This window comes from Curvibacter sp. APW13, from assembly GCF_032337135.1.
In the GTDB taxonomy this organism is placed as follows: Bacteria; Pseudomonadota; Gammaproteobacteria; order Burkholderiales; family Burkholderiaceae_C; genus Allorhodoferax.
Genome location: NZ_JAVXZZ010000005.1, coordinates 113,795 through 140,778 on the forward strand (window position 1 = coordinate 113,795; position 26,984 = coordinate 140,778).

Annotated in this window: 20 protein-coding genes; all 20 read left to right on the plus strand. The window is 56.8% G+C overall.

What is annotated here, in order from left to right:
- Nucleotides 1–63 precede the first annotated feature (63 nt).
- The 20 genes from RQP54_RS18370 (at nt 64) to RQP54_RS18465 (ending at nt 26,968) form a co-directional block, all read left to right on the plus strand.
- Complete coding sequence (locus RQP54_RS18370) at nt 64–1,530, plus strand: hypothetical protein (protein ID WP_315679902.1); 1,467 nt, start codon at nt 64–66, stop codon at nt 1,528–1,530.
- Between the two features lie 70 nt (nt 1,531–1,600).
- Nucleotides 1,601–2,755 carry a DNA polymerase III subunit beta gene (locus RQP54_RS18375; RefSeq protein WP_315679904.1) on the plus strand — a complete coding sequence of 385 codons (1,155 nt, stop codon included), beginning with the start codon at nt 1,601–1,603 and terminating at the stop codon, nt 2,753–2,755.
- Between the two features lie 194 nt (nt 2,756–2,949).
- The gene (locus RQP54_RS18380) at nt 2,950–7,992 is read left to right on the plus strand and encodes an N-6 DNA methylase (RefSeq protein WP_315679905.1); all 5,043 of its coding nucleotides are present in this window, start codon (nt 2,950–2,952) and stop codon (nt 7,990–7,992) included.
- A 186-nt stretch (nt 7,993–8,178) separates the two neighbouring features.
- Nucleotides 8,179–8,502 carry a hypothetical protein gene (locus RQP54_RS18385; protein WP_315679906.1) on the plus strand — a complete coding sequence of 108 codons (324 nt, stop codon included), beginning with the start codon at nt 8,179–8,181 and terminating at the stop codon, nt 8,500–8,502.
- Nucleotides 8,499–9,521, plus strand: coding sequence for a hypothetical protein (locus tag RQP54_RS18390; RefSeq protein WP_315679907.1), 1,023 nt, complete (start codon nt 8,499–8,501; stop codon nt 9,519–9,521). The genes RQP54_RS18385 and RQP54_RS18390 overlap by 4 nt, the downstream gene beginning before the upstream one ends.
- Nucleotides 9,518–10,429, plus strand: coding sequence for a hypothetical protein (locus RQP54_RS18395; protein ID WP_315679908.1), 912 nt, complete (start codon nt 9,518–9,520; stop codon nt 10,427–10,429). The genes RQP54_RS18390 and RQP54_RS18395 overlap by 4 nt, the downstream gene beginning before the upstream one ends.
- Before the next feature lie 160 nt (nt 10,430–10,589).
- Nucleotides 10,590–11,108, plus strand: a complete 519-nt coding sequence (locus RQP54_RS18400; RefSeq protein WP_315679909.1) for a hypothetical protein — start codon at nt 10,590–10,592, stop codon at nt 11,106–11,108.
- 190 nt (nt 11,109–11,298) lie between these two features.
- Nucleotides 11,299–11,601: a hypothetical protein gene (locus RQP54_RS18405; protein ID WP_315679911.1), complete on the plus strand. Its 303-nt coding sequence runs from the start codon at nt 11,299–11,301 to the stop codon at nt 11,599–11,601.
- Nucleotides 11,598–12,908, plus strand: a complete 1,311-nt coding sequence (locus RQP54_RS18410; RefSeq protein ID WP_315679912.1) for a hypothetical protein — start codon at nt 11,598–11,600, stop codon at nt 12,906–12,908. Before RQP54_RS18405 ends, RQP54_RS18410 begins: the two co-directional genes overlap by 4 nt.
- Before the next feature lie 308 nt (nt 12,909–13,216).
- Nucleotides 13,217–13,888, plus strand: coding sequence for a TcpQ domain-containing protein (locus RQP54_RS18415; RefSeq protein ID WP_315679914.1), 672 nt, complete (start codon nt 13,217–13,219; stop codon nt 13,886–13,888).
- A complete protein-coding gene (locus RQP54_RS18420; RefSeq protein WP_315679915.1) occupies nt 13,885–15,420 on the plus strand; it encodes a hypothetical protein in 1,536 nt (511 codons plus the stop codon). The genes RQP54_RS18415 and RQP54_RS18420 overlap by 4 nt, the downstream gene beginning before the upstream one ends.
- Entirely contained in the window at nt 15,417–16,841 is a 1,425-nt protein-coding gene (locus tag RQP54_RS18425; RefSeq protein WP_315679917.1) for a hypothetical protein, read from the plus strand. Before RQP54_RS18420 ends, RQP54_RS18425 begins: the two co-directional genes overlap by 4 nt.
- Nucleotides 16,825–17,496 (plus strand): hypothetical protein, encoded by a 672-nt coding sequence (locus RQP54_RS18430; RefSeq protein ID WP_315679918.1) that lies wholly within the window; start codon nt 16,825–16,827, stop codon nt 17,494–17,496. Before RQP54_RS18425 ends, RQP54_RS18430 begins: the two co-directional genes overlap by 17 nt.
- 251 nt (nt 17,497–17,747) lie before the next feature.
- On the plus strand, nt 17,748–19,424 hold the full coding sequence (locus RQP54_RS18435) for an ATPase, T2SS/T4P/T4SS family (RefSeq protein ID WP_315679919.1): 1,677 nt from the start codon (nt 17,748–17,750) through the stop codon (nt 19,422–19,424).
- Nucleotides 19,421–20,530: a hypothetical protein gene (locus tag RQP54_RS18440; protein WP_315679921.1), complete on the plus strand. Its 1,110-nt coding sequence runs from the start codon at nt 19,421–19,423 to the stop codon at nt 20,528–20,530. Before RQP54_RS18435 ends, RQP54_RS18440 begins: the two co-directional genes overlap by 4 nt.
- Before the next feature lie 77 nt (nt 20,531–20,607).
- A complete protein-coding gene (locus RQP54_RS18445) occupies nt 20,608–21,213 on the plus strand; it encodes a prepilin-type N-terminal cleavage/methylation domain-containing protein (protein WP_315679922.1) in 606 nt (201 codons plus the stop codon).
- Nucleotides 21,214–21,324: 111 nt separating this feature from the next.
- Nucleotides 21,325–22,449, plus strand: coding sequence for a type IV pilus twitching motility protein PilT (locus RQP54_RS18450; RefSeq protein ID WP_315679923.1), 1,125 nt, complete (start codon nt 21,325–21,327; stop codon nt 22,447–22,449).
- Between the two features lie 106 nt (nt 22,450–22,555).
- Nucleotides 22,556–24,013, plus strand: coding sequence for a methylation (locus RQP54_RS18455; RefSeq protein ID WP_315679924.1), 1,458 nt, complete (start codon nt 22,556–22,558; stop codon nt 24,011–24,013).
- Nucleotides 24,014–24,028: 15 nt separating this feature from the next.
- A complete protein-coding gene (locus RQP54_RS18460; protein ID WP_315679925.1) occupies nt 24,029–24,838 on the plus strand; it encodes a hypothetical protein in 810 nt (269 codons plus the stop codon).
- Nucleotides 24,839–25,330: 492 nt separating this feature from the next.
- A complete protein-coding gene (locus RQP54_RS18465) occupies nt 25,331–26,968 on the plus strand; it encodes a hypothetical protein (RefSeq protein ID WP_315679927.1) in 1,638 nt (545 codons plus the stop codon).
- Nucleotides 26,969–26,984 lie beyond the last annotated feature (16 nt).

Genomic DNA, 26,984 nt, shown 5'->3' on the forward strand with positions numbered 1-26,984 from the left:
ACTGCCGCAAGGCGCAACCCCACACGGGCGCGCTTTGCGCCCGTTTTCTTTTTTGAGATCACTATGAAAACCATTTTCTTTCTCCCCACCGAGCAATTTGCTCGCTTTGAACGTCTGGCCACGATGCTGGCTGAGTCCACTTTCGGTGTACCCGAGGCCTACCGCGGGGATGTGGGCTCCTGCCTCAACGCCGTCGACATTGCGCACCGGTTGAATGTCAGTCCCCTTGTGGTGCTGCAAAACGTGCGTGACGTTGGCGGGCGGCCGTCGTTCACTTACCAGTTCGCCAAGGCCCTCATTGAAGACTCCGGCGTCATCGTCGGCAGTCTCCAATACGAGACGATGGGCGAGTTGCAATACGACGGTACAAGCGCGGAGGGCAAGCCCTACCAAGTGCGTGCGTTCGGAACTTCGCCGGCCGGCGAAACACTGGTAGGTCCGTGGATCACCTGGCGCATGGCCGAATTGGAGCGTTGGACGGATAACCCGCAATACATCTCCATGCCGGAAGTGATGTTTCGCGCCCGCGCGACAACGTTCTTCTACAACCAGTACGCCTCGTCGTTGATGATGGGATTCCAGATTGAAGGTGACCCATCGGTCGGTGGTGCCAAGGCAAAACCCGCTACTGCGGTTGAGTCTTTGACATTGCCAGTGATTGCAAGCGCAACCGCAGGTACAGAAGTCTTTGCGGCTGCCCTCGCGGGCGCTCCGCAGGCAACCCCGACAGACAGCAGTGCGGCGGCATCTACCGCGACGCCTGTTCAATCGGAGGCCTCCAAGACTACCGAATCCGTCCAAGGTGCTGCGCAACAGCCCAGTGGTGGGACCGCACCCGCTGCGCCTGCTGCAGGGCAGGGCGACGCGCCCAGGCCCCGCAAGGCCAGGGTGGCCAAGAGCGCTGGTGCTCCTGAGATGCCGCCTCCGCCCCCAGCGGAAAAGCCCGCTGCTGGACACGACAGTCCGCCGCCCGCCTTGGTGGGTGATGGCAATGTGTCCGAAGCGCCTCCATCTGACCTGCTCACACCGCAGGCTTCCGCACCTGCCGAGCAGGAGACTTCGCCTTCGACAACCGTTGAAGCGGGTGTTCCCGTCAACGAGGTGCCCGCTTCGAGCGGCGCAAACACTGGTTCGGTTGATGGCGCCGGATCTGTCGCGACTGGCAACAACGCCGATTCGATGGAACGTTTCAGCGAGGCATTCGCGAAAGTGGATGCAACGACTGCGACCGGTGCCTCACTGAAAGAGTCCATGAGCACCATTGCGCTCTTCAGCGGTCAAGACGCCGAAGACCTCTACCTGGTGCTGTTGGGCATTGTGGTGAAGCAACTCACGGCCTTCATTGGTCGCGATAAGGGGCTGACACCGGATGAGGGCGAGTTCGTCGCAGCAGCGCGTGAACTCAACACCATTACCAAGGAGGTCGCGGCCACCAACGCTGATGTTGCGAATCGTCGCAGCGAACTGCGAAGCGCGTACACAGGCTTGCTGTCGCACCTCGAAAGCGTTCGTCAGCGCGCAGCTGCCTGATCGCTTACTTTCCCCTCACGAAGGCCGGTTCTCCACACAAGGAGACCGGCCCTTTTTTTAGGATCATGTAATGTCCATCCTTTCCGAACATATGCAGAGTGCACTGTCGCTGGCGCGCAGCAATCGTGCCCGAGACAAGGGGGATGATCCTCGCGCCCACATCCTGCTTCGCCCGGTCAGTAACGACCAGGTCAGCGTCGTGTGTGCCGACGGAACAACCCAAACCGAGGTGCTTGTCAGCGGCAGCATCGAGGAGCCTATGGCCGTAGCGCCTCAACTTTTCGAGCTGGTGCAAACACTCAAGGCAGGCGTGAACGTCAAACTTGCGCCCACAGACAAGTCGACCTGCAAGGTATCGACCGGCAAAAGCCGATTCACACTGCCGACGGTCCCAGCTACCAACTTTCCCCTGCTTGAAGGGGAGGGGAGTGAGGTCATCAAGTTCTCTGTGAAAGCGCAGGTCCTGTCGCAGGCGATGGAGTCCGCGTCGCGTGGCCTGGGTAAGGCCGATACCGCGAAGCCATTCACAGCTGGGATCTTGCTGAAGTGCGATGGCAAAGCCGTCTACTTGGTAGGAACCAGCGGTTACACGCTCGTTACCGTGGGTGTAGGCGCACAAGTTCAACCAGGATCTGCCGCCCGCGAGGGAGTGATTCCCGAGATGGGTGTCAAGCAAATCCAGCGACTTGCAAGCGGGGCGACCGCTGAGGATCGCATCGAGATTGAGCTTGGCGCGCGACAAGTGACCGCCAAATTGGCCGGCGCTTGCGTCCGTTCTCGGCTGATTGCTTGTGCGTTTCCTCCATACGAGCGTGTCATCCAGGTGGAGAACCCCTTCACATTCGAGGTGTCCCGCTCGGCATTGTTGGCCGTTCTCAAGCGTGTGGGGCTGTTCGTTCAGGACAACAGTCCTTTCGTGACGGTCAAGGCGGAGCCCCTGCAGGAAGAGGCAGGTGCTGCGACCGAATGGAAGTTGACCTGCAGCGTGAAGACGCCTCAAGGTGAATGCATCGAGAGCATCGACCTGGCCGGCAGTAGCGTCAAACCACGCGCTGGTGAGGCGGCTCATGCGCAGGCGAACCTGAACATCACCTACCTTGCATCCATTCTCGATGCGATGCCGAAAGACAGCGTTCATGTTGACCTGGGAGTCTCGACCATTCGGGTGCGAGGCACAGGTCCAGCCCACAACGTCGTCGGAATCTCCGCCTACTACAAGGCATAACTGCAAACACCCCCATCGTTCGTGCTCACGCACGGGCTTTGGGGGTGTTTTTTTTTGGCCTGTGTGGCAAAATGGGTGCGCTTTATCTGCTTGGGCTTTCGCCTGAGCACCACTCATATTTCATCCCGCGGGGAACACCAGTTCCCTGCAGGGAACTCTCATGGTGTTTCCCGCTTCCTTTTTGGAGCAAACCCATGAGAGCCATCGCCAAACGGCGACCGACTGCTGACTTCAGCACGATGTCGCTTTTCGACGCTCCGATTGCGCAGCCGCAGGTTGCCGTCATCCGCGTTGACACCTCCAGCAATGACGACGAACTCCCTGAGTTCGACTTTGCTGCATACCTGCAGGCCGACACCGCCACCCATGCGTTGCATGAAGTGGTTCAGGCCTGCTTGGACAAACCGCAGGCCGAACCGGTCGCTATCGTCCGCAAGTCACTCGCGCAACAAGTGCAGGTGATTCGCAATCGAAACAACTTCCGCTTTTCGACATCCGACATCCCAAGTGGGACGGAGGCGCGTATCGAGGCCAACATCAAAGCGCTGGAGATCCGCAAGGAACTGCAGCTCAGCGGTGCATTGGCCACCGAAGAGCAAAGGAAGCTGCTGGCGCGCTACTCCGGATGGGGTGGCTTGACCGGCGCATTCTTGTTCGGTTCGCGTCACCATGATCGACTCAAGGCCGTTCTGACGGAAGAAGAAATCGCCGTTGTTCGCACCGGCGTTCTGACCCAGCACTTCACACCGGATGTTGTTGTGGACTTCATCTACCAAGCCCTCATCAAGCTTGGAGTGAAGCCCCGTCGCATGCTGGACCCGGCAACGGGTACTGGCATCTTTGCATCGCGGATTCCCGACGAATGGAAAAACGACGTTGCGATCTACGCAGCCGAAATCGACCCAGTGCTGGCCTCCATCACAGCCCATTTGCTGCCGGATGTCACGTTGCACGCAAGCGCATTCCAACAGGTGAAATACCCTGACAATGCCTTTGATCTGGTGGTGACGAACGTCCCGTTCGATACCACCAAGATCTACGACAGTGAGACGCCCGGCCAGAAGCTGAGCCTGCACAATTTCTTCATCGCCAAAGCGCTGCGCAAGGTACGTCCTGGCGGGGTGGTTGCGGTCGTGACGAGCACCTACACACTGGACTCCAAGGAGACGGCGGTGCGCGACATGTTTGCCGATTCGGCAGACCTGATTGCAGCAGCTCGCTTGCCTGACTGGATGTTCAAGGGAACAGCGAGCACTGAGGTGTCTTCGGACATCCTGATTTTCCGCCGACGCGAGCAGCACGCGATGCGCCCTATCAACCCCACATGGGTTGGCAGTGGCCATAGCGACAACGCGCTCATCAACAACGCCATGGCCGAAAACGACCACTGGTGGATTGGCCAGCGCGGGCTGGTCAGTACCAAGCATGGGCAACGTTGGGCTGCCTGCTGCTCCGAGACAGAGTTCAATGAACTGCTGGCCAGATGGCAGCAAGCGCTCCCGCAAGGGACATGCTCATTGGCTGACATGAGCGCCCGAGAGGGCGAGCACGTCGACCGCCAGATCCAGCTGGAACACCTGCGCAAACTGCGAGTAGGCTCCTTCGCTGAACACAAAGGCTGCGTTGTCGAGGTATTGGCAGGCGGCGATGTGATGCAGTTGGAGCATGCCGAGAGCAAATTGCAGCGCATACGTGCCTACATCCGCTTGCGTGACGCCGCGCGAAAGCTGCTGCTCCTGCAAGCGGAAACGGAAGATGACGCCCCGGTGTCGTCTGCACGTTATGAGCTCAACGTCCGCTATGACGCGTTCGTCGCCCAATACGGGGCTGTAGGTGCTCGCTTCAATCGATCCGTACTGAAGAACGATCCAGACTACCCGCTGGTGAGTGCTTTGGAAGTGTTTGATCAGGAAGAGCAGACAGCCACGAAGTCACCGATCATGACGCGCCGTACACAACGGCCGCGCCAGGAGGCGACTACGGCCGACTCACCGTTGTCAGGTTTGCTGCTGGTCCTCAATGAATTGGGGCGAATTGACCTTCCCCGCATCGCACAACTGTGCGCGCAATCAACGGACCAGGTGGAGGCAGCCTTGCAAGAGGCTGGGCGCATCTACCGCAATCCCGAGAGCGGGGCGTGGGAGCTGGCTGAGGTGTACCTTTCTGGGAACATTCTCAAAAAGCTAGAAGCCGCCGAAATGGCGGCCATGGAGTCACCGGAGTTCACGGTCAATGTCGAGGCGCTCAAGGCGTCCATGCCGGAGCGCATTCCCTTCGCGGACATCGCGATTCAGCTTGGATCAACGTTCGTCAAGGCATCTCACATTGAGGACTTCATCGACCACCTGATGGACAACGTCGGGGAGAAGATTCGTGCTGCTACCGTCCACCATTCGCCTGGCATCGCCCGGTGGAAGGTGGACGCAAGTGGTGCAGTCTTTGGAAACGACATGACCAAATGGGGAACAAAGCGCATTTCAGCTCGCAAGTTAGTCGAAAAGGCGTTGAACATGATGACCCCGACCATTCGCGACAAGGTAGTCGTGGAGGGCTCTGAGCGTTACGTGGTCAATGCCGATGAGACCTTGTCGGCGCGCGAAAAACTCATGGCCATCCAGGAAGAGTTCAAGACCTGGATCGGAACGGATGAGGGCCGTGTTCGTGAAATTGAAGAGCGGTACAACCGTGAGTTCAATTCCTGCCGGCCACTGCACATGAGTGGTCGACATTTGACGCTGCCTGGGTTGAGCGACGCCATCACGCTACGCGACAGCCAAAAGGACAGCACCTGGCGCAATCTGCTGGGAGGAAACTCCTTGGTCGGTCATTGCGTTGGTGCAGGAAAGACACTCATTGGCATCTGCACAGCCATGGAATCCAAACGGCTAGGGATTCGTCGATGCACGCTGCTGACTACGCCAAACAGCGTGGTTGGGCAGTTTGCACGCGAGTTCATCTGGGCCTATCCATGCGCAAACCTGCTGGTGATCGATGGTGTCGATAAGCAAGGGCGTGAGCGACTGCTCGCCAGGCTGGCGACAGGCGACTATGACGCCGTCATCATGAGCCATGAATCCTTCAAGTCATTCGGTGTATCGGAAGAGCAGCTGCTGTCAGCGGTTCAACCGATGTATGCGTCAATCAACCGACAGCTGGCCAGCGCTTCTGAGCGCACTCTGGTCAAAGAACTGGAGCGGCGCAAGTTGGCGTTGGACGAATTGGTTGAGAAGACGCTGGACGACGCGAAGAAGTGCAGCCTGACGTTCGACCAGTTGGGGTGTGACGGGCTTGTCGTGGATGAGAGCGAACGTGTAAAGAACCTTTTTTACACAACCTCGATGGAACCCATCCCTGGATTGCCCAGAGCGTTCTCGGCGCGCGCATTCGATATGTTCGTCAAGGTGCGGGCACTGTCTGCAAGCAACAAAGAACGCGGTGGTGTGGTGTTCATGTCAGCAACGCCCATCGCGAACTCGGTAGCCGAGATGTTCCACCTCATGCGTTACCTGATCATGCCAACACTCGTTGAGAAGAACTTGGATCAGTTCGATGCGTGGGCGGCCAACTTCGGACGCACGGTGGTCAACGTCGAAACGACTCCGGACGGTGGAGGATTTCGACTGCAGACACGCTTCGCGCGCTTCGAGAACCTACCGGAACTCATGGCGCTCTTCTCGGAGTTTGCTGACATCCAGACCAAGGAAGACCTGAAGCTGCCGGTACCGCGCATCGCGGGCGGTAAGCCGACGGTTATTGCGGTACCACCCAGTGCGGCACTCAAGGCCTACATCCAATCGCTGTCCATGCGAGCCGAAGCCATTCACTCGCCGGACAAAGAGGTTCGGCCGCATCCCAAAGTCGACAACATGCTCAAGGTCACAACCGACGGCAGAAAGGCGGCATTGGACATGCGCATGGTGGGTGGCCAAGACGAACCTGGCAGCAAGGTGAATGTGTGCGTAGACAACATCTATCACATCTGGAAGCAGACCCAGGCCCAGAAGCTCACGCAACTGGTGTTCTGTGATATTGGCACACCGGGCAATGACCGGTGTGACATCTATCAGGACATCAAGAACAAGCTGATGGCCAAAGGCATTCCGGAGCGTGAGATTGCGTTTGCGCATGACTACGAAACGCCGTCCAAGAAGATGCTGCTTGATTCACGCATCAACCGGGGCGAGATCCGTGTCACCATCACAAGCACCGAGCGCATGGGCGTGGGTCGTAACGTGCAGCGACTGCTGTACGCGATGCATGAGCTGGACTGTCCATGGCGGCCAGACGAGGTGGAGCAACGTGGCGGACGTATTGAACGGCAGGGGAACCTCAACGAGGAGATTCTGATGTTCCGCTACGTCACGGAGCAATCCTTCGACGCCTACAACTGGAACTTGATTGAGCAAAAACTGCGGTTCATCCTGCAGGTCATGTCGAGCAAGTGTGCCGTGCGCAGCATCGAGGACATCGAGGTGCGCGCACTCACGGTGGCCGAAGTGAAGGCTTTGGCGACCGGCAATCCGCGAATCGTCGAACGCGCACTGCTGCAGCAGAAGGAAGCGAAGTTGACTGCGCTCAGCCGTACGTTCTACTCCGACCAAGCGGCAGCGCGCATGCGTGCGGGACAGGCCAGGTTCAACATCACATCGATTCAGGAAAACCTGGAGCAAGTGCTGGAGGATGTGGCTACTGCAGCTGCGAACCCGGATGAGTTGCAGATTCAAGTGGGTGGAGTGCGCTATACCGAGGCTTCGAAAGCCGAAGTTGCCGATGCCCTCAAGGCGGTCTTTGCGGACTGCGCAGCTAGGTTCGCGCTGTGGAAGACGTCCTCGCAAGTGGATGTTCCGGTGTTTGAGGTCGGGTCATACCGGGGCTTCAAACTCGGCATCGGTGCGACGTTGACCCTGCAGGGCCTTGTCTACGAGTGGTGCCTGGAAGGGCGCCTGCGTTGGGGGACTGAACTGGGCTCGGACTGGGATGGCAACTTCACCCGCATCCGCAATCTGGCAAAGAGGCTGCCCAACGAGGCAGACAAACGGCAAGAGCGGATCAGGATGGCCGAAAAGGCCTACGAAGACACCATGAACGCATGTGAGGGTGTCTTTCCCCGAGCTGCAGAGTTGCAGCAGGTTCGACAAGAGCTTGCTGCAATTGAAGAGGAGCTCGGGATCGCAGAACTTGACTCACAAGCGACCGAAGTCGATAGCGGCACCGAAGTTGTCGCAGAGGCGACATAACCATGTAACAGTGTGTAATTTGGGCAACACTTCAGGAAGAAATTTCTGGAGTGTTGCCCCTTTTTTGCTTAAATAGTGGGCCTGGCGGCCCACTATTACGAGGTGTACTGGTATTTCTGACATGAAACTGAACCGTGGAGTGCTGAAAATTGTGCTAGCTGTACCAACATTGATTTCCAGCACTTCATGTCCGAAGCGATCACAAAGATACAAAAACGAATTGCCGCGAACAAGTATTCGCGCGATCAGGGTTTGCGTGCGATCTGCGCTCGCGCAGATGCTTACGAAGCCATCCATGGCGGGCCTGCGATCAAGTACGAGTGGTTGCGCAAGGTGGTGGACGGGCGAACGGTGAATCCGGGGTTTGATCGGATTGAACGCCTTAACGTGATTCTGGACCTGATGGATCTGGAGGGCGGAGAGGGCTCCAGCAAGGACATGATGGCTGAGAAGCCTGACACAACAACAGCTAAAGGGACGAACCCGGTCAGAGAACAGGGCAAGGAATGATCAGTATCGGATTCAGCCTTGAGCAGTTACTGGACAGTCTCGCGGAACATCGAGGTTTGTCCAGGGAAGAGTTGGTGGACTGCATTAAGGACGCAATTGTTGAAACTTTTCGATTGAGGGGCAGGGTGGTAATTGTGGAAGTTGAAGACGTCGAAGCAGCTGCACGCATCAGCGTTCAAGAGATGATCCTCACAGGATCGCAGCCGTTCTACCGTGAAGTGAATTTGGTGCCGCCGGTTGCTCCAGATTTGCTGACTCAGATCATCGAGGAAGCCCAGCAACGTAAAGCCGCAAACCACATTTGGTCGCTGTCGGAGACGCGTGTCGTTCGTGTTGAAAAGGATCACTACCTGCTGGAACTCATTGGGCCGGTTGATCTACCCACGGCAGAAGGTAAAGTGGCAGTGTTACCAAGGCGTGACTGCAATCAGGCCGACGCTTTTGCGATGGGCGACAACATCTGGGTCGGTTTTAAGCCGAATGTCTCATCCAGCGTAGACGGTGGGCACGTTGAGCCATGGCGCGATGTCGAAGCACCGTACATTGCGACCCGCTCGGAATCAAATTTCCTGACCTTGATGGCCATTCAGATGCTGGGAGAGGCAGTTCAGGGCGTAATCCACACCTCGCGCGGCATCCTGATCTTTCCGGCCGGAACCGACATCCAACCGCTCTTGGCTGAGGGTGGAAAGCACAAGAATATCCTCCAACGCCTGTGCGGGCTCAGTCGTCTGGCCATCGCGCGTCGCTCCCCACGGGAGGAGATCGACAAACGCATGATTCATGCGATCAATGAAGTGGCTGGGCTCAAGTATGGCGTTGATTACAGGATCGGCGCGGAAGACCCAACTCAGCTCCCGCGGGTCTATGTATCACACGAGAAAGCAAAGCAACTGATCGGGGCTGGAGGCCACAACCTGTTCTTCCTAAAGTGCGTTGTGCAAACAGCCTTTGATGTCAAGGTAACGGCTCAGATCACCCGTTCCTCGAAGCCAGCGCGACGCCCCGGGAATCGATGATCGAGTCGCTGCACGCCGTGCTGATTGCGCTGGCTTCGGCCGTGCAAGGGGCGCAGGGTATGGTCCGCATTGAAACGCAAGCGATTGCTGCGCCTTCAGTGATCATGGCCCTGGAGGGCGCACGCAAACGAGGTGTTCCAGTATCAGTTGTTCTTGGCGCAAAGGCTGAATACACATTGGACGCTAAGGGGCAGCCGACCGGGGGCAATCGCCCGTACGACTCCGGGCCGCAGGGCATGGAATTGCGCGCACTGGATGCCATGAAGGCCGCAGTATTCATTCCGCCTCGATTCTCTGAGCTGGACCGTCCTGTGTTTGAGCCGGGCATTGAATTGAATGCAAGCTTTGCCATAGTTGATTCACGCCGGGCAAGTTTGTGCACGGGCGCGTTCAGCATCGGCAATGCAGGAGTTTGCTGGACGACAAGCGATCCAGGCGTCGTATCGGCGCTAATCGGCTTACACGATACCGATCGTACCGATGGGGTGTCCGAGTCGGTTGAGGCGAGTGTGAGCAAGAAGCTGGCCGCCCAGGACATGATCCTGACACCTGCGAATAGCGCTGACTTCCTATTGCTATTGCGCCAACCGTGGAAGCAGGTTGTCGCATCGCATCTCGGTGATGGTTCGGCCTTGGAGGCGCTACTCGCCTCTCGAATGCCGGCTACGCTGTGGACGGCCCCCAATGGGACATACGCGCGCACAGCGCTCGATCGCCTGCGCCGTGCTGGCTGGCAGATTCGGCAACTACCACAGCCCTTCTCGGGCACTGTTTTGGTGGGAAGCAAGATGGCGTACATCGGATCGCAAAAGGTCGAGCAGGCTCACCTTGAGAAAAGTCGAGGGCTGGGAATCGTTCTTGGCCAACAACACATTGCACGGATCGAACAGACCCTGCAACTCCAATGACCGGCACTTTTTTTACACCGCCGGCCCAGCCAGAAACTTTGGTTTCTGGCTTCACTCGGTGCGCTACAGCCGACACAGACCGCTTGCAACGATGTGCGCTCGTGCAAGCAATCGCAATGCAGCACCTCTGCATTGATACTTCAACTCGAAAGCTCAAACCATGAACGACCAAGTCCAATCCGCTGCACCCGCAGCCACATCCAAGACGCCGAACAGCAAGAAGCCTGGTGGCAACAACCAGTCAACCCGGCCACTCAACGAGCAGGAAATTGCGGAGATCACCAATGCGATCACACGTACCCCAGGCTTGGGACGTATCGTCCTGAGCCTCACCCGCAACCGAAACGCGCGAATTTTCGTACCTGAGACTGCTTTGGGCAGTGAGATGTTTACGATCGTGGGTGAGCTGGACCGCGTGTGTGCGCGTGGTGACCGCCTGCTGGCAAGGTCGTTGACTCTTGAAAATATGCAGCAAGCTAACCAGCTCAAGGAGCAGGCACTGTCGCTGATTCTGCCCATGGCCGATCTGACTGCGGATCTCGCGCTGAAATTCGATAATCCGCAGAACTCGATCGTGCGGCACGCGCGCACCAAAGCGCTGCTCGCCCAAAAGCGAAAAGAGGCCCAATCCAAGGGAAAGGAAGCGACTCCTGTGACTGATTCGCAAGCCGCGGCCTGAGGGTTACCTTCATATGCAACAACCCGCAGGCAAAATTGATTGCCTGCGGGTTTTTTTTTGGTTAAACTCCCCACCTGACGCAGTTACGCCAATTGCGTCCCGGAAACTCCCGGTCAACGAGCAACTTAACCCCGACGCCTTTTACGGTTGACGGCTACTCCCCAAAAACGGCGTTTTCGGACCGGGTTAAGTGAAAGCTTTTGGCGAGGCCGTTGGCCTCATCGTCGCCTTTGTTGCGCTCCTTTGGGGAGCCCTGATTTACTACGCAGGGCCCGATCAGAAACCCATCATCGCCTGCAAGCCTTTGCTGGTCATGACTAGTGGTCTGCAGACCACTGCTGCCGCGGCCAGCTCCGCTAATTCCGGTAGCCAGGCGAGCAACGCCGCCCACATTCCCAAAGTAAATGACTCCGGTATCGGACGCGAGGTGCCGTTGGCTGATCGCGTTGCGCTGGGTTGTCTGCGGTTCACCGATCGCCTGTTCAACAAATGATCCGGCAGATTGCGTCCCTGTCCATTCTGACTGCAGCGGTACTGAGTGCCGTCGCAGTAAGTACTGTTGACCAGGATCGCGTGGCTGCACGTTTGTTGACCGTGCATGGCCCCCAGAAAGCGTTGGAGATAGCGCAGACGAGTAGCACGTCCTCAGCGCTCATGAACCTGGTCCCTAGTCAGGTTTACCACCAGTGGATCTATCTTGTCGCAGGCGTTTTGGTGGGTGTCATTGCTAGGTTTGCTGTGGCAAATTGGGCCAAGCAGCCAAAGGTCGACGCCGCGTCTAAGGTCTCAGTCACTGATGAGGCAGGCGGTCGATACACCATGCATGGTGTGCCGTTCGCACACGCTCCACACGCGCCAAAGCTGGTCATCGCTGATGTATCCGATGTACCAGGAATCGAAGCCGCAAGCCTGATCGAGGTTGAGTTGCTTGGTGCCTATCGCGCCGGCGGCCGGCCTGCAGACGTGGATGGATACCACGGTGTCTCCCTCTTTGAACATTGCCTGTCGACATGGAGGAAGGCAGTCGAAACCAATGGGCCGTGCACGCTTGAAGCCATCCTGGCCCTCGCCCACGATGCCGGAAAACTCATCACCTTTGTTCCCGCCAATGACGGTGCCTGGAAGCGTCTGTCGCCAAAGCACGAGTCGTACAACGCCGAGGTTGTTCGCCGCCTACCGTCCTTCTTCGCGATTCCGAAGGAAGAGCGAGACCTACTCATGCTGGCTCTGGGCTATATGGAGGGGGACGTGGCCGCCAAGGATGTTCCTGATGTCGTGGTTACTGCTGTCGAGCACGTGCATATCTTGGACATCAAGGCAACATCGACTGAGGTGCAGGAACGTCGCGCTGGTGAGGTCGATACGTCCCAACTCATACGCGCAGTGATTGACCTCGCCAAATCCCCACCCGAAGACTGGAACGTCAACCGCAGCCAGTCGAGCAGCGCGCCTGCAGGGGCCATTCACTTGCAAGACGGTTTGTTGCTGGTGGCTGGCCGCGCGATGCGAGCAGCAATAGCTAAGCGTGTTGACGCCGCGACATCAGCAACTCTTGGCCTGCAGCTACCTTCAACGGAATGGCACCAGTCGTACGAAGAGATAGCCGCCGCAGTTCAGAAAGCGGGTCTGGGACAGCGGATTGTGAACAACGTGGCCAGCAGTAGCGGCTGGTTCTCGTTGCGCGTGGGCGCCGCAAAGATTCCGCACGCCATCGCAATCAAGACACAGGCGACCCCAGCCACTCAGGGATTGTGGGGCGTTAACCAACTCGAAATCGTAGTTAGCGAAGCAAAGAAATGAAGAACATCCTAATAGCAGCCGGATGGACGTCGGTGTTGGCCATCGCGCCAGCGTTCGCCCAAGAACCGAATCTGCCGCCGGTAAGAACGAGCGTCGTGACGACTCAGCGCATAGGCGACCTGGTGGTGCAGAGTACGGTCACTCCAACGTGGTACATCCCGAATGGTGTTGCAGTGGCTGTGCCCGCAGGTCAGCCGAATCAGTCAACGCCTCCAACTCGCCAGGTCGCGCCAGCAGAGCCCCGTGCAGCACAGGTGGATTCACAGCCACAAACACCAGTAGTGCCCCCGGTTGTGGCGACTCCGCAAATGCAAAGCCAGATCACAACGGTGGTGGTTACTCAGCCAGGTGCTGGGGTGACTCGTGAAACACCAGAAGCACGAAAAAGCAGCGCAGACTGGAAGCAGAAAGTCGAATCGCTGACAGGTGAGCTGGAAAGTAGCAAGCTGGCGATCATCGATGCACAAGCCCAAATGCTTGTCGCGGCAGAGGAGGAACGCCGCGCAGCAGAAGAGCAGGTGGCAGCTGCACAGCGGCGCTTGGAAGCAAGCAAGAAGCAGGCGGAGCGTGCATCTGCCTATGCAGCTTCTCTGCAACCGGTTCAGACCAGCGTTGTGGCTGCCAAACCCCAGGAGGTTGTCGCACCCGCTGCAATTGCATCCCCTGCCACACCTGCGCCTGTATTCACACTGCGTCGACAAGACCGAACGATCCCAGCTGCGCTGACTCGCTGGGCTGAAGAGGCAGGCTACACCCTACTGTGGGAGGCCAGAGAAGACCCGGCCTCGTTCGAGGAAACCTATGCAAAGTCGTTCCCGGATGCCGTCGATGACGTGATCCGAGATCTCCGGCTTGCAGGCCGAGATGTACGGATGTGCGAATACCGCAACAAGGTCGTTCGCATTGTTCCCCGCGCAGCGACTTGCAAGATCGTTCCCCCCGCTGAAAGCGCCCACGTCCAACTCGGAGCCACTGAATGAATCTCTTTGTCCGCACAACACTTTTCGCTCTGATCGCCTGGGGGCTGTCGGGTTGCTCCAACCTTGAGCAACCGACAAAGGATTTGGCCGCGCGTCAAGAGGTCACTCTGGACAAGATTGAGCAAATGCGAAAGGCGCGCGAGGCCGCGATGGCAGCCGACCAAGCGTCAAATGCGTCACGGCAAAAAGTTGATGGTGCCTGGGTCACCAATGCAACGACGCCCGTCGCCATCCAACGCCGCCCGCCTGCCATGGACGCAAAGATCGAACTCACTGGTTTGCGGCCGTACACGGTGACAATGTTGGCCGAGCGAATCACCATGCTGACCGGAATGCCCGTCAGCATCGCGCCTGATGTACACAGGCTCCCCATCGTGCCTCAGCCGGCAGGCTTCAGTGGTTCCGTCGAGGACCTGTTGAGCCAATTCACAGGAACCAATCGACTGAGTACGCGCTTTGAGAATGGCGGGGTCACTGTGTTCCGGTACGAAACTGCAGTGCTGCGGGTCAAGCGCAAGCAGGGCAAGATCACATCGCAAGCCCAGATTGGGGTCAGCGGAAGTGCCACTGCGAGTGCATCAGGGTCCAGTAGCGCTGGCGATCAAAGTGCCAGCATTTCTGGAAGCAGCAGTTTCGATCCCTGGACCGAACTAGCGGCAAAGGTCAGGGCGGTACTGACCCAAGAGGGCAAGGTTCAGGAAGCATCGGCGACATCGAGCATCATCGTTACGGATGTGCCTGAAGCTGTCGCGTTGGCTCGCAAGATCGTGGACGACGACAACAAGCTGGCGACCACAGCGATCAACGTCAAGATCGAAGTGATCAACGTCACAAACGACGATGACCAGAACCTGGGAATCAACTGGAACTTGGTGTTCAATGAAATTGAAAACGCCAATCCACTGGCAGCGGTAACGTTCAGCGGCCCCACGCTGGCGTCGACTGGATCGGTCGGTAGCTTCAAGATCGGGGTTCCGTCGACATCGGCGTCGCGATTTGCGAACAGTGACTACCTCATTCAGGCGCTCAACAAAGTTGGCAAGGCCCAGACACTCCTGCGCCGGGACTTCACTACCATTCACAACGTTCCCAGTGGATTCTCGCGCACCAACAGCAAGTCATATCGGGCTAAGACAACAGCCGCCCCAGCTTCCTCTGTAGGCGGGAGCGGTCAAGTGGGCGTTGAACCAGGCCAGGTTACTACCGGAACTAGGTTCATTGTCACTCCGACCTATCTTGGTGATAGCGAGTTTGCCATCGAGATCAGCTACAACGACTCGTTCCTGCGCGAACTGGTAGCACTGGGCATCGGCCAGCAGCAGATTGATGCTCCTGACGTAGATGGCAATCAGATATTCAGCATCACCACCGTCAAGCTTGGTGAGACGAGCATCCTCAATGCATTCGAGATTGACAGCACCAAATCGGCCAACCAAGGGTTGACTGCTGACACAACATCACAGCTCACCTCAAACAAGAACAAGTCCCGCATTTACATGCTGGTGACTGTTACCGGCGGCCCTCGCGAATGAGCACCCTGCTGAACCGACTCAAGGCGCTGCGCGGCGCGCGCGCAATCGATGCGGCTGGTGACTCGCAGGGACAGGAGCGTCGTTCGAAAAAGCGCCGTCCTGACAATGCACCGGCGATCTGTGTCCCTGTAGAGGGGAGCACTAAGGGGGCGTTTGTTCTGGGCGTGCAATGGGTGCATGACGTTACAGATGAATCGATTGACCGCATTGCCAGTCGCGAGGCAAAGGCAAAAGGCTTTTCCCACATCTACACGAACGGTCGCAATGGACAGGTGTACGGTCTCATCAATGTTGATCCGCAGGACCTGTCACAACATGGGGCACTGATCCCACTGGCTGCGGCATTTGCCAAGTCAGTGCAGGACAAGAATGCCCGCTCGATCTATGTGTTCGACATGCGCGAATCAGCAACGTCGGGCAACGTGTACTTTGCAGTGACGAGCCGTGGTAGCCCCATCAAAGAAATCATCTGCCCGGCGGACCAGTACTTCGGACTTCTGACCAGGTTGGCAAACGAAGCTACGACGCCAGCAACGGTCTTCGTGGACACACCTTTCGAGGAGACGTTCAAATACATCTCCGGTTCGTTTTCATCTGCGACGAGCTGGCCGATTACGAAGATTTCAGCGGTCAATGTAGACGTCATCCACAGACCGAATGCGTTCAACATCAGTAGGACACACTTGGTTTTGCTGGGCCTCATCGCAGTAGGCGTACTGACCTATACGCACGGGATTGATTACTACCAGTCCAACATGCAGGCCAAGTCGGACGAGGAACTGCAGCGCAGCATTGTTCAACGGTATGTCAACGGTCGTCAGCAGACTTTCAACGCTGGATACGCTGCGACCCCAGCCGATGCGATAGCTGCATTAAAGGCCACCGTGTCTGAAATGCCGCTGTTCCGCAATGGCTGGCAATTCAAGGAGGCCGTCTGTTCGGTTGAGTTGAGTGGCTGCACCTATGAGTGGGTCCGTGTCTATGGAACCAATGACAGTTTCATAGAGAGCGCATCTTTGGACAAGCTCAAGTTCGACGCCGCGGATTACAAGAAGATCATCGAAGAGCGAGAGTTCAAGCCAGATGTCTCTGTGCGCCCCCAGTGGGATCAACTACCAGTCGCGAGCGCATTTGTGCGCGACAACGGTGATCGCAAGGACACCTTTTCACTCGCTGGTATCGATGAATTCACCACCGAGGCAATGACCGACCTGATTCCGTGGACAGGCAAGGGCGCTCCACCCAGCCCGGTGTTGGCCGTCGCGGGTTGGAGCATGAGTGCCCCGATCGAGCAAGTGTACGAGGCGATTGCCAATCAGCGAATCGGTAACGAATTTGGAATCAACAAGCTGACTGTCACGAATCGTGAAGGTCAGATTCTTTTGAAAGTGGAAGGCAAGGTCTATGCGCGCAAATCTTGAAGTCATCATCGCCACCCTGTGTGTGGCGTCTGCCGCCATGGCGCAGACACCGAACCCGGGAGGCGCCGGCGCAGTTGGCGGCGTGCAAGCAGCTGTTGCCCAGCAACCTGCAGTTGCCCCACAGCCGCAGGCGGTGGCATCAGCACCTACTCTGGCGCGACCATCCGACACGATTGGTGAAGCCGCGGATCGCCAGCGCATGGCCCGCATGCTTGCGACGCAATCGCGCCCAACAGTTGCAACGACAGCACAACCCACACCGGTAGCTGCGCCGATTGTTGGTGGAATCAGTGTTGAACGTGCCCCAGCTGGCCCTGCGGGTACCCAGATGCGCCCATCGCAACCAGAAATGGCACTGATCGAAATTCTGCGTGGTCCAAAGGCTACTGTGGTGGCAATTGAGGTGGCAGGTGTTGAACGACGAGTCGCAGAAGGTGATGACCTGGGCAATGGTTGGAAAGTGAAGAAAGTCGGTCGATTCACTGTTGAGCTGGAAGGGACCGGCGATGAGGGACAGCCCATTGCTGAATCTCCACAGTCCAAGGCAAAGGCCAAAACCGCTCGCACCAAAAAGCCCTTGAAGACCCAGACTTTGTCGCTCAGGGCTCCTTCCAGAGGTGCACTGGATCAATCCAGCCAGCCCGCCATTCGCTAAGGCGACGTCAGGATTCAGCAATGGTCACTTGGAAACGTCCTGGACACACACCCAGCAATGATGGACGCAATTTGGGTCCCTCTGGAAGTGTTGTGACTTCCACAACGAAGGGTGGGGCATCCGCGCCCGTCGACAGCCGTAGACAGACGGCACTCACACCTGCCAATGGCCATGGAGTCCAGCGGTCGGCGAGTGCGACACCAACGCGACCAATACCCACAGCATTGCAAGCCGCTGGTGCCGGTACGGGCATGAATGTAGGTGCTCCAAACACAGCAGCAAAGAAAGTGATCAGCAGGATCGAAGAGTTGACGCGTCGTGACTACTCGCGTCTCTTTGGTGAGGCTGATGGTGTGCGCATCGCCGAAGGAGTTCGCTCTGCAGCTTGTGGCCTGGTACATGCGGACGGAACGGTGACGGTCCTTATCACCCCGGACCACATGCACATCTTCCCTGCGTTTTCGAAGCAGATGGAAGAGAAGGGGTTCAAGACCACGGCGCCAGTATTGGCTACGTCGGACTTCATTTTTGGCTTGTATGCGGGATCTGCCAGAGAGAACGAACGGCGGCAGAACAATTCAAACATCAGCCAGGCTGATTCAGACAAGATCCTGCATGACATTGTCACGAAAGCGATGAACGCTGGTGCCAGCGACATTCACATCCATGTGTTGCAGGATGCGCGTCCTCCGACGTCGAAGGTGAGCTTCCGTATTCATGGAGAGTACCTGCTGCAGAAGGACTTGCTCACGAATCCGCACATTGCACACAACATCTGCCGTGCTGCGTACTCAGGAGGAGCCGCCGATTCAGCTTCGCGCTCTGACACCAGCTTCAAAACAACGTCCGGAATGTACGCAACGTTGCAGCTGGAGCCGGTACGCAATGTACGACTTCGCCTTCAAACCATGCCGCATGTTTTGGGCTATGGGATGAATCTGCGCATTTTGAGTTACGACGGGATGCTTGATCGCTACAAGGATCTCGTGTCCATGGGGTTCTCGGAAGAGCATCAGCGGGAAATAGTGGATGCGTTCAGCACAGAAAAGGGCGGTCTGATTCTTTTCATTGCGGGAACAGGCGAAGGCAAGACGACCACAGTCATGACGGCCGTACCGATGGAACGCAAGTTCGAGTCGCGCAACTGGGTTTCGATTGAAGACCCAGTGGAGATCATCAATCCGAGGCTCTTCCAGTCACCGGTCAAGCGCAAGACCGGCGATAAGTCGGACGATTCGGAGCACCAGGCCGCGATCGTCAATTCACTGCGATTCGACCCAGACGGAATCATCGCTGGTGAGATCCGTGATGAGATCACGGTCAAGATGGCTGAGCGTGCCGCAATGACCGGGCACGTAACCGCAGCCACGCTTCATGGCAACGATGTCTTCTCCGCATTCAACCGTTTGATCGATTTGGGCGCTCGCAAGATCAATCTGCTGGACGGTGTCGCCCGTGTTTTCTGCCACCAGAAATTGGTTCAAACGCTGTGCAAAGGGTGCGCCAAGCCGGCATCAGAGTCGACTGATCCGCATACCAGGATTTTCCTCCAAGAACTGGAGGAGACCTATCACGTTGACACTTCCAAGGTCCATGTGAGGGGGCGAGGATGCAAAGACTGTCACCCACCAGGTCATCCTCTGGCTGGTATCAAAGGGCGGACTGTGGTCGCCGAGACCGTGCGTTTCAACCGCCAAATCGTCGAGGCATTGAGGGATCACGAGGACACTGAAGCAGCACGACGCGTTTGGCGATCACAGCGTGTTGCTGAGTACAACGAGCCCGGAACGCTTGGCAAGACACTGGCCGAACACGCTCTGTTCAAGCTGCTACATGGCGACATTTCGCCCGAGACGTACATCGGAGTAGCAGACTCGTTCGACACCCATAACCCAATCCCTATGCAACGCAGGAGTAGTGCAGTATGAGCTCGTCTGCGTCATTCGCCAGCGTCAATCTGGACAAGATTCGTGAGGCCTTGGCCGAGAGCGACATCAAGGCAACCCGGTTGCGTCTTCTACTGCGGCTCGCTGTAGCCGTCCGCGGGGGGATGACTCCTGCGGACTTTCTCAGTTCACTCGCCGACGTGGAGGCCGTCAACGGGCGATTAGGACATGCCAAGGTTTACCGCAAGGTCGAAGCAAAGATGCGTAGCGGTGAGTACGCGATCTACGAGGCACTTGAGAACCTCACGACCGCAGATGATCGGTGCTTTCTGTATGCAGAGGACCGTGTAGCGGATCTTTCAACGCTGCTTCAGATGGCCCATGACACCGCAAAGAAGAAGAAGCTGATAACAGCCGCGATTACGAAGCCATTCATCCTGCCAATGTACCTGTTCGTCATGGCGTGCGGTTTGCTCATGCTTGGCGGTACTGTGATGCTTCCCAACTTCGTGACGCTGATGCCCGTTGCGCAGTGGGAACCACCTTCCAGGGCGATCTACTACATGGGGCAAGCATTGATCAAATTCTGGCCCTTCATCGTGGCTGCAATAGCTGCTTTCGTTGCATGGGTTGTTTGGAGTCTGCCCAACTTGCACAACAACTTTCGCAGGAAATACCTCGATCGGGTGTTCCCCTGGTCGCTCTACAAGTCATTGCAATCAAGCAACTTCATTTTGAACATCGCAGCAATGTTCAGGGCAAAGGTACCGATTCTGGATGCAGTAGGGGGGTATGCAACGGTTTCTACGCCCTACGCAGCCAGTTGGGCACGTCGCATGCAAATGCGCCTGGAGTCCGAGCAAACAACATCGGATATGCGGGCGCTGGACGTTGGGTTCATTGATCAGCCGACGATGGATTCGATGCGGATCTTGAACACCAAGTTGCCCGCAGACATCGTGGTTCAAACGATCGGTGACGCCGAATTTGAGATGCTCGCGCAGGAAGTCGCAGTGACTGCTGAGAGGACGTCGAAACTCGTAACCGTGGTTGTTGGCGCCTGCCTGCTTTTTACTCTCTACGGAACGATGAGCGTCATACCCATGTTCACGGAAAAGATGATGGCTTCAACGAGCCAGCGTCGCTGAAGGAGTTCGAAACGTCAACTGCGATTTGCCCCTAAACAGTTGACCATCAATAAGGGCAGTACCACTGGAGTAAAACTATGAACCTGAGCTACAGCACCCACCAAAACCAAATCGGCAAGCGTCGTCAACGAGGTCTGACCCTGATCGAGTTGGGCATTGTCATTGCAGTGATTGGCATCATCGCCGTGCTGGCTTTGCGTGGAACCTCCGTCCTGGGCAAGTCCAAGGGCTTGACCGAGGGACAGAACGTGCTGGACACAGTAACCGCCACGCAAAATTGCTTCCGTTCGACATCTGATTTCACTGCCCTCGGTGCCACTGCTACAACCGGCACTGCGTACGTCGTCGCGAACTGTGGTCGTGAAGCGGTCAATCCTCCAGCGACTGCGGCTGCCGGTGTCATTACCAACCAATTTGGCGGAACACGCACGATTGCTCGCGCGAGCATCAACGGTGGTACCAACAACGCGATCACTGTGGTTGACACTCAACTGTCCACTGAAGTCTGCCGCGAAGTGGTTCAAGGTCAGTGGGACAACTTCACATCCATCACCATCACGCCGAATGGTGGTGCCGCTGTTTCCGCCAAGGCCGCACTGACCGATGCATATACCCCGGCAGCGACTGCAGCATGTGCAACTGCAGATACCGCAACGCTGACCCTTGTCGCCGCCAAAAACTGATATTCGAACCGAGCCGAACTCATGTTGCTTTTGAACGCATTTAGCGCACATCAACTACTGCTTGCCAATGGAACAGACCCATCTGATGGGCCCAAGAAAGCCGTCGGTGATATGTCCGATCTGTACATCCAAGAAGGCGAACGGATGCGCGTGCGCGTTCCTGATGGCCTCATCGAGTTCGGCGAAGTTGTTACAAGTGAGGCGTTTCTCGATACCTTTGCCAGAGAGGACATCGTTCCGAACTTTGAGGCGCGACTCGAACAGAGTGGGGGACGAATTGAGGAAGCCTACGATCTAGCGGTCACGCAAACCGTTACCAGGCCGGCCAAGGATGACCTTGGACGCGATTTGCCCGATGGCTCCATGCACACCGAGTTCGTTGATACGATTACTCGGGTGCGAATGACCATCTACAAGCATTCGCGGGGCTCGAAATTGGCTGCGGTGGTTCGCTTCAATCCGGCGAAACCATTAGCCTTGGATGACCTGCAGCTGGAACCGTTGGCTAAAGGTTTGCTGCAAGATTTGAGAGGCGCCATTTTGGTGACCGGGCCAACGCACGCGGGCAAGACTTACACCATGTCCAGCATGGTTGCTCATATCAATGCCAACCAGCAAGGTCACATCGTCACGATTGAAGACCCCATCGAAATCCCCATCACGCCGGAAAAGTGCGTGATCAGCCAACTCGAAATGGGCCTCGACGTAGAGTCTTTCGCGTCAGGCGTGATTGGCAGCCTTCGGCAGTCGCCGATCGCTGTGATGGTGGGGGAGGTGCGTGACGCACAGACTGCACAGGCTGCACTGCGCGTTGTTCAAGGTGGCCACTTTTTGCTCGCGGGTCTGCACGGGCCCGATGCAGTAGGCGCTCTTCGCGCCTACTGTTCGTTCCTTGATCCGACCAGGTTAGATCAGGAGCGAGCACAGTTCGCGCAACGTATCAACGGGATCATCTACCAGGTGTTGGTGCGGTCCATCGATGGACTCCAGTATCACGTTGCGTGCGAAGTAATTTCATTCCTCGAAGCGCCCGGGCTGCGCACTAAGTTGGCCCTGGGCGACTACGACGGGCTTGCAGCCGCTCTGCGTGCAAATGAAGCTGGGACTATTTCGCTGAACAGGTCGCTGCTTCGACTGATCAATGAAGGGAAGATCACATACAACGACGCCAAGAAGGCCACCTACGACGCGATGGATCTGTTTGGGCAGGCGAAATCCAGTGGCATCTCTATCTAGTTTGGGACACACAATGCCACAACCAAGAAGTACCAGGAAGAGCGCACGGGGATTCACTCTCGTAGAACTCGGCATTGTCATCGTCGCCATTGCAATCCTGGCTTCCTTGGCTGCCCGTCTGAGCAAGTCATACACTGCCAAGCAACGCGGGGTCCTGATCGGTCAGATGATGGTGGAAGTCCATACAGCGGCGGAAGATTTTGCGCGTAAGTACCGGACACAGGTTATTGCCAATGCCACAGGAACGCCAACAGCGATTGCGGGCGCAGCCAATCCTTTGGCTCCGACACTTGCTGAATTGTTGGCCTTGGGGCATCTGACAAAGAACATCACGACGGCGGTACCGCGAGCTGGCAATATCGTAGTTGGCTACAGCGTTACACCGGCAGGCTGCATTCCTGCGAACTGCGCTATTCGCATTCAGTCCTACATCAATGGCCCTGTGCTGGAGCCTGACATCAACGTGGTTGCGGTGGGTGTTCTCGGTGTCGCCCTTGACACCGCGGGATCGAAGGCTGGGCGTAGCGATAGCACTGATCCAACAAGCCTGCACGGCCGCGATGGGCAGTGGTCAGCTCCTAACCCAGTAGCAGGAAATCCAGTTGGGATTTTCGCGATGCTTTCGAGCTCGTCTGACATCGGCATGGATGCCTATGTGCGAGTGCAGGACACCCGAAATCCTGATCTCCAAGGACCATTGTCTGTCGCAGGGGCGGTGACGCATAGCGGTACGACGACCCATACTGGGGCCACTACGCTGAACGGGGCCACTACTGTCAATTCCAGCCTAACAACGGTGGGTGCTGCGGGTACGCTCGCTGTCGGGGGTGCTGCGACCTTGAGTGGCGCGACAACGATTAACAATACTGCAAACGTTACAGGTCGGATCACAGCTGGTTCGGATGTACTTGCTACAGGCATGCTCAGGGGTGATCGCCTGACAGCAACCGGGGCATACACAGTTGGTGCTGTGTGTGCCGATGACGGAGCCATTGCCAAGAGAGCGGGTGGGCAAGGCGCCGTAATGTGCATTGGTGGCTTCTGGCAAGCCGTGGTTACGGTGTCCACAGCGGGCGCCGCCTGCGCACCGAATGGGTCCGATGCCCAGGATTCCACAGGGGTGAAGCTGACTTGTGTCAATGGCAGCTACAGGGCCCTGAGCACGTTGATAGTCGCTGGCACCGTTGGAGCGGTTTGCGCCACACAAGGACAGTCAGCGTACGACTTTACTACCGCTGTACCTACCCAGCTCATTTGCAGGACAAATCCCTCGGGAGGGGCTTCGAAGTGGATGCGAATTCAGGACATTACAACCCACATGGTATTCGTCAATTCCTGGGAAGTAACCAACGGTCAGAGCATCACAAAGCCAACGTGTAGCGTGGCCGTAGGACAGACGGTCACACCTATTCTGTTGCTCAGGCCGAAAATCGAAACATCCACCGATGTAGGTTTCAATCGCTATGCAATTGATAACGGAGCATCTTGGTCAGTGGTCTTGACTGATGCTTCAAACAAACCTTTGGGCACTGCGCTTGGTGAGGCTTATTGCTATTACAACTAACTTCAGGAGTTAATCATGGACATCAAAAAGGCGATCTTCGTCAGTTTCATCTGGGGTATTTTGGGAATAGCCAATGCCCAACGCATTCCAGATTCATCAGTAACTGGAACCGCTCGCGCTACGGTTGGGATAGACCCTACTCTTGTAGAGTGCCTGAAAACCGGGAACAACTGTTCCGGGTGGCAGGTTGGCTCGGGTTCTGGCACCGGCACCGGGCTGGGCAAGAGAATTGGGACTTTTACTTGGAGAACAGCCGGCGGTAATGGCACGGACTACTGGTGGGGATGGGTGAATGCTCGCCTGTGTATTACTTCGGCCTCAGCCGGTGGGCTTGCGATTGTGCCAATTCGTCAAAATGCAGATGGCTCATTGTTGTGGCGCATCAACTCAGCTACAGATACGTTCGTGTATGAGCCAACGAACACTGTCCATCAACCGACTAGTACCACAAAGAATGGCTACTACCTATCGGCCATCTGCTATTTTGACGGTCCTCAGGGTACGTTCAATATGTCTCTGTTCGATAAAGATGACAACAATGAAATGATCACCGAGAGCTTTGTTTATTCCACTACAACAAAAATCATTTATGACACAGTGAATACTTACAGATACCTGGGTGGACGCGATAAAAGTTGCGTGTATCTGGGTTCCAGTCAAAGGGCGAGGTCGGTACCGGCGACTTACCACATTCACCGAAAGTCCAATCATTTAGATCCGATTACGGGGGTGTTTTCGGTTATTGAATACGACACCCAGGAGACCACCAACAATCCTCCTTCGCAGGTTATCACCGACAGCGACTGTCCCACTGGCGGACTTTAAATGAAGTGGACTTCGGCCAAAGTCGATGGCTGAATAGGTTGCGAATGGGCCCGCGGAATCATTCTGTTGCTGCGTGGAATGCGGAGTACAGCTATTTCTGGGGCATTCATCGGGGCCAACGATTGAGGCGCCAGTGGCCCGAAACGCAGCACGGCTGGCTCCCACGTTCGATCGCCACCCATCACTGGTGATTGCTATGTGAAGCTCCGCCGTCCTACGTGGGCTAAGCGCTGGCTACAGCGTGTGGGGCCACATCAACGCGCCTGTGATGCTGCGAAGGGACGCAAAGTCGACTTCGCTGACTTGAGTGTTGCGCGGTGTGCATTGGCATCCAATTGGGCACAGGTAATCGAATGATCCCAGCGGGGTACCACCAGCCCGCCACATGGCGAACTCATCCTCACTTGTGAAGTCCTTGCAACGGCGATCGGATTTGCTAATTTGGTTGCAGCCTAGTGCGAATACCAACCCCATTTTGTGGAGAATGAAATAATGAATTTGCAAGTGTTGAAGTCAGTGACGGCCATGGTTACTGCAAGCATCCTGGTAGCCTGTGGCGGCGGGGGCGGGGGCGGGGGGGCATCCACCACCCCGACCGTCACCACATTGAGTGGAACTGTCGCAGTTGGTTATCCGATCGTGGGGGCCTCGGTGACCGTGCGTTGTGCCGCAGGTACTCCGCCTGCAGCAACGACAACCGATTCGAACGGGGCTTGGAGTATCGATGTCGCCAATCAGACGCTGCCTTGCGCTGCGGCTGCGTCTGGAGGCACGGCCAATGGTGTAGCCAACACGACGCAATACCACTCGATCGCGACCTCGCGTGGCGTGATGAACATCACTCCGATGACAGATTTGCTCGTGGCCAACGTCATTCAATCTGCTACACCATCGACTTGGTTTGCCAATTTGGTGGGCACGCCAACGGCGCTGAATGCGATTTCCCAAGCGGATATTGATGCCTCTCTGCAACGTTTCCGTGACGCATTGCCATTGATCACAACGTTGTCGTCAGTTCATCCCGTTACCAGCAGCTTTTCCCCGACTGCTGGCGATTCCATGGATGACATGCTCGAAGCTATCGCGCAAGCACGTACACAGGTGAGCTCCACCCACACGGATGATCTGACAAAAGTCGCTGCGGCCGGTGCCATTCAGCCAGGATCTGCCTACTACTCCGCAATGGTCTGGAAGTACCGTGGGACGTCCAGCGGTGGGAATAGCTACCATGCGTCCAGCATTGTGACCACACCGGTCGCCACGCCTACATATGGAGCCGCCACCGAGGAAGAGCTCGCTTTCAACCTGATTACGTCCGAACGTAGCCGCTGTGGATTCGGTACCGTCGCACAAGACACTCACATCGATGCTGCAGCAGGGGCGCATGCCATTTGGCAGCTGAAGAACCAGTACATCAGCCACTCCGAAGATGGCAATGCCTATCCGACGGGCTTTACAGGTACTACCGCTGATGATCGTGTCACATTCCAAGGGTATGCCAACCTTGGTGCAGCGCGCGACTTCTACAGCGTCCGTACTGGCGATGGAACGAAAGCAGGATTTGCTACGCTCGCGGCCCGCAAGCTGTTGTCTGCACCTTTCCATTTGGAAGGGCTGATGGATGGTTGGCGTGACATCGGCTTGGCAGTCAAGAACCACGTTGATGCAGGAAGCGGTTCAGCCGCCGTGTTTCTACAGGTAAATGGTGCCTACACAGCGTCCGCCTCCAAGCAATTGCAGGCCAGCGACTCCGTTTTGACCTACCCCTGCCAAGGATCTACCGGCCTCAACTACCAGTTGACAGCAGAAACCCCTAACCCTGTACCGGGACGCAATCTGGCCACAAATCCTCTGGGTCATCCAGTTTTGATTAAGGTACGCGATGGCAATGCCCTGTCGATTACATCCGCCACGATGGTTTCGGTGCCCGGCAACGCATCGGTGACGCTGCGCAGCGCATCCCAAACCCGCTCCGATGACACCTCCGGCATCTTCTCCTCAAGTGAAGCGTATGTGATTCCCGACGCACCCTTGTCGCCGAGCACCACCTATCAAGTGACCATCACTGGTACAAACGCTTCGGTGCCTTTCACCAAGACGTTCACATTCACTACTGGTACCGGCGGTTAAAACCCGCTGCTTGTAG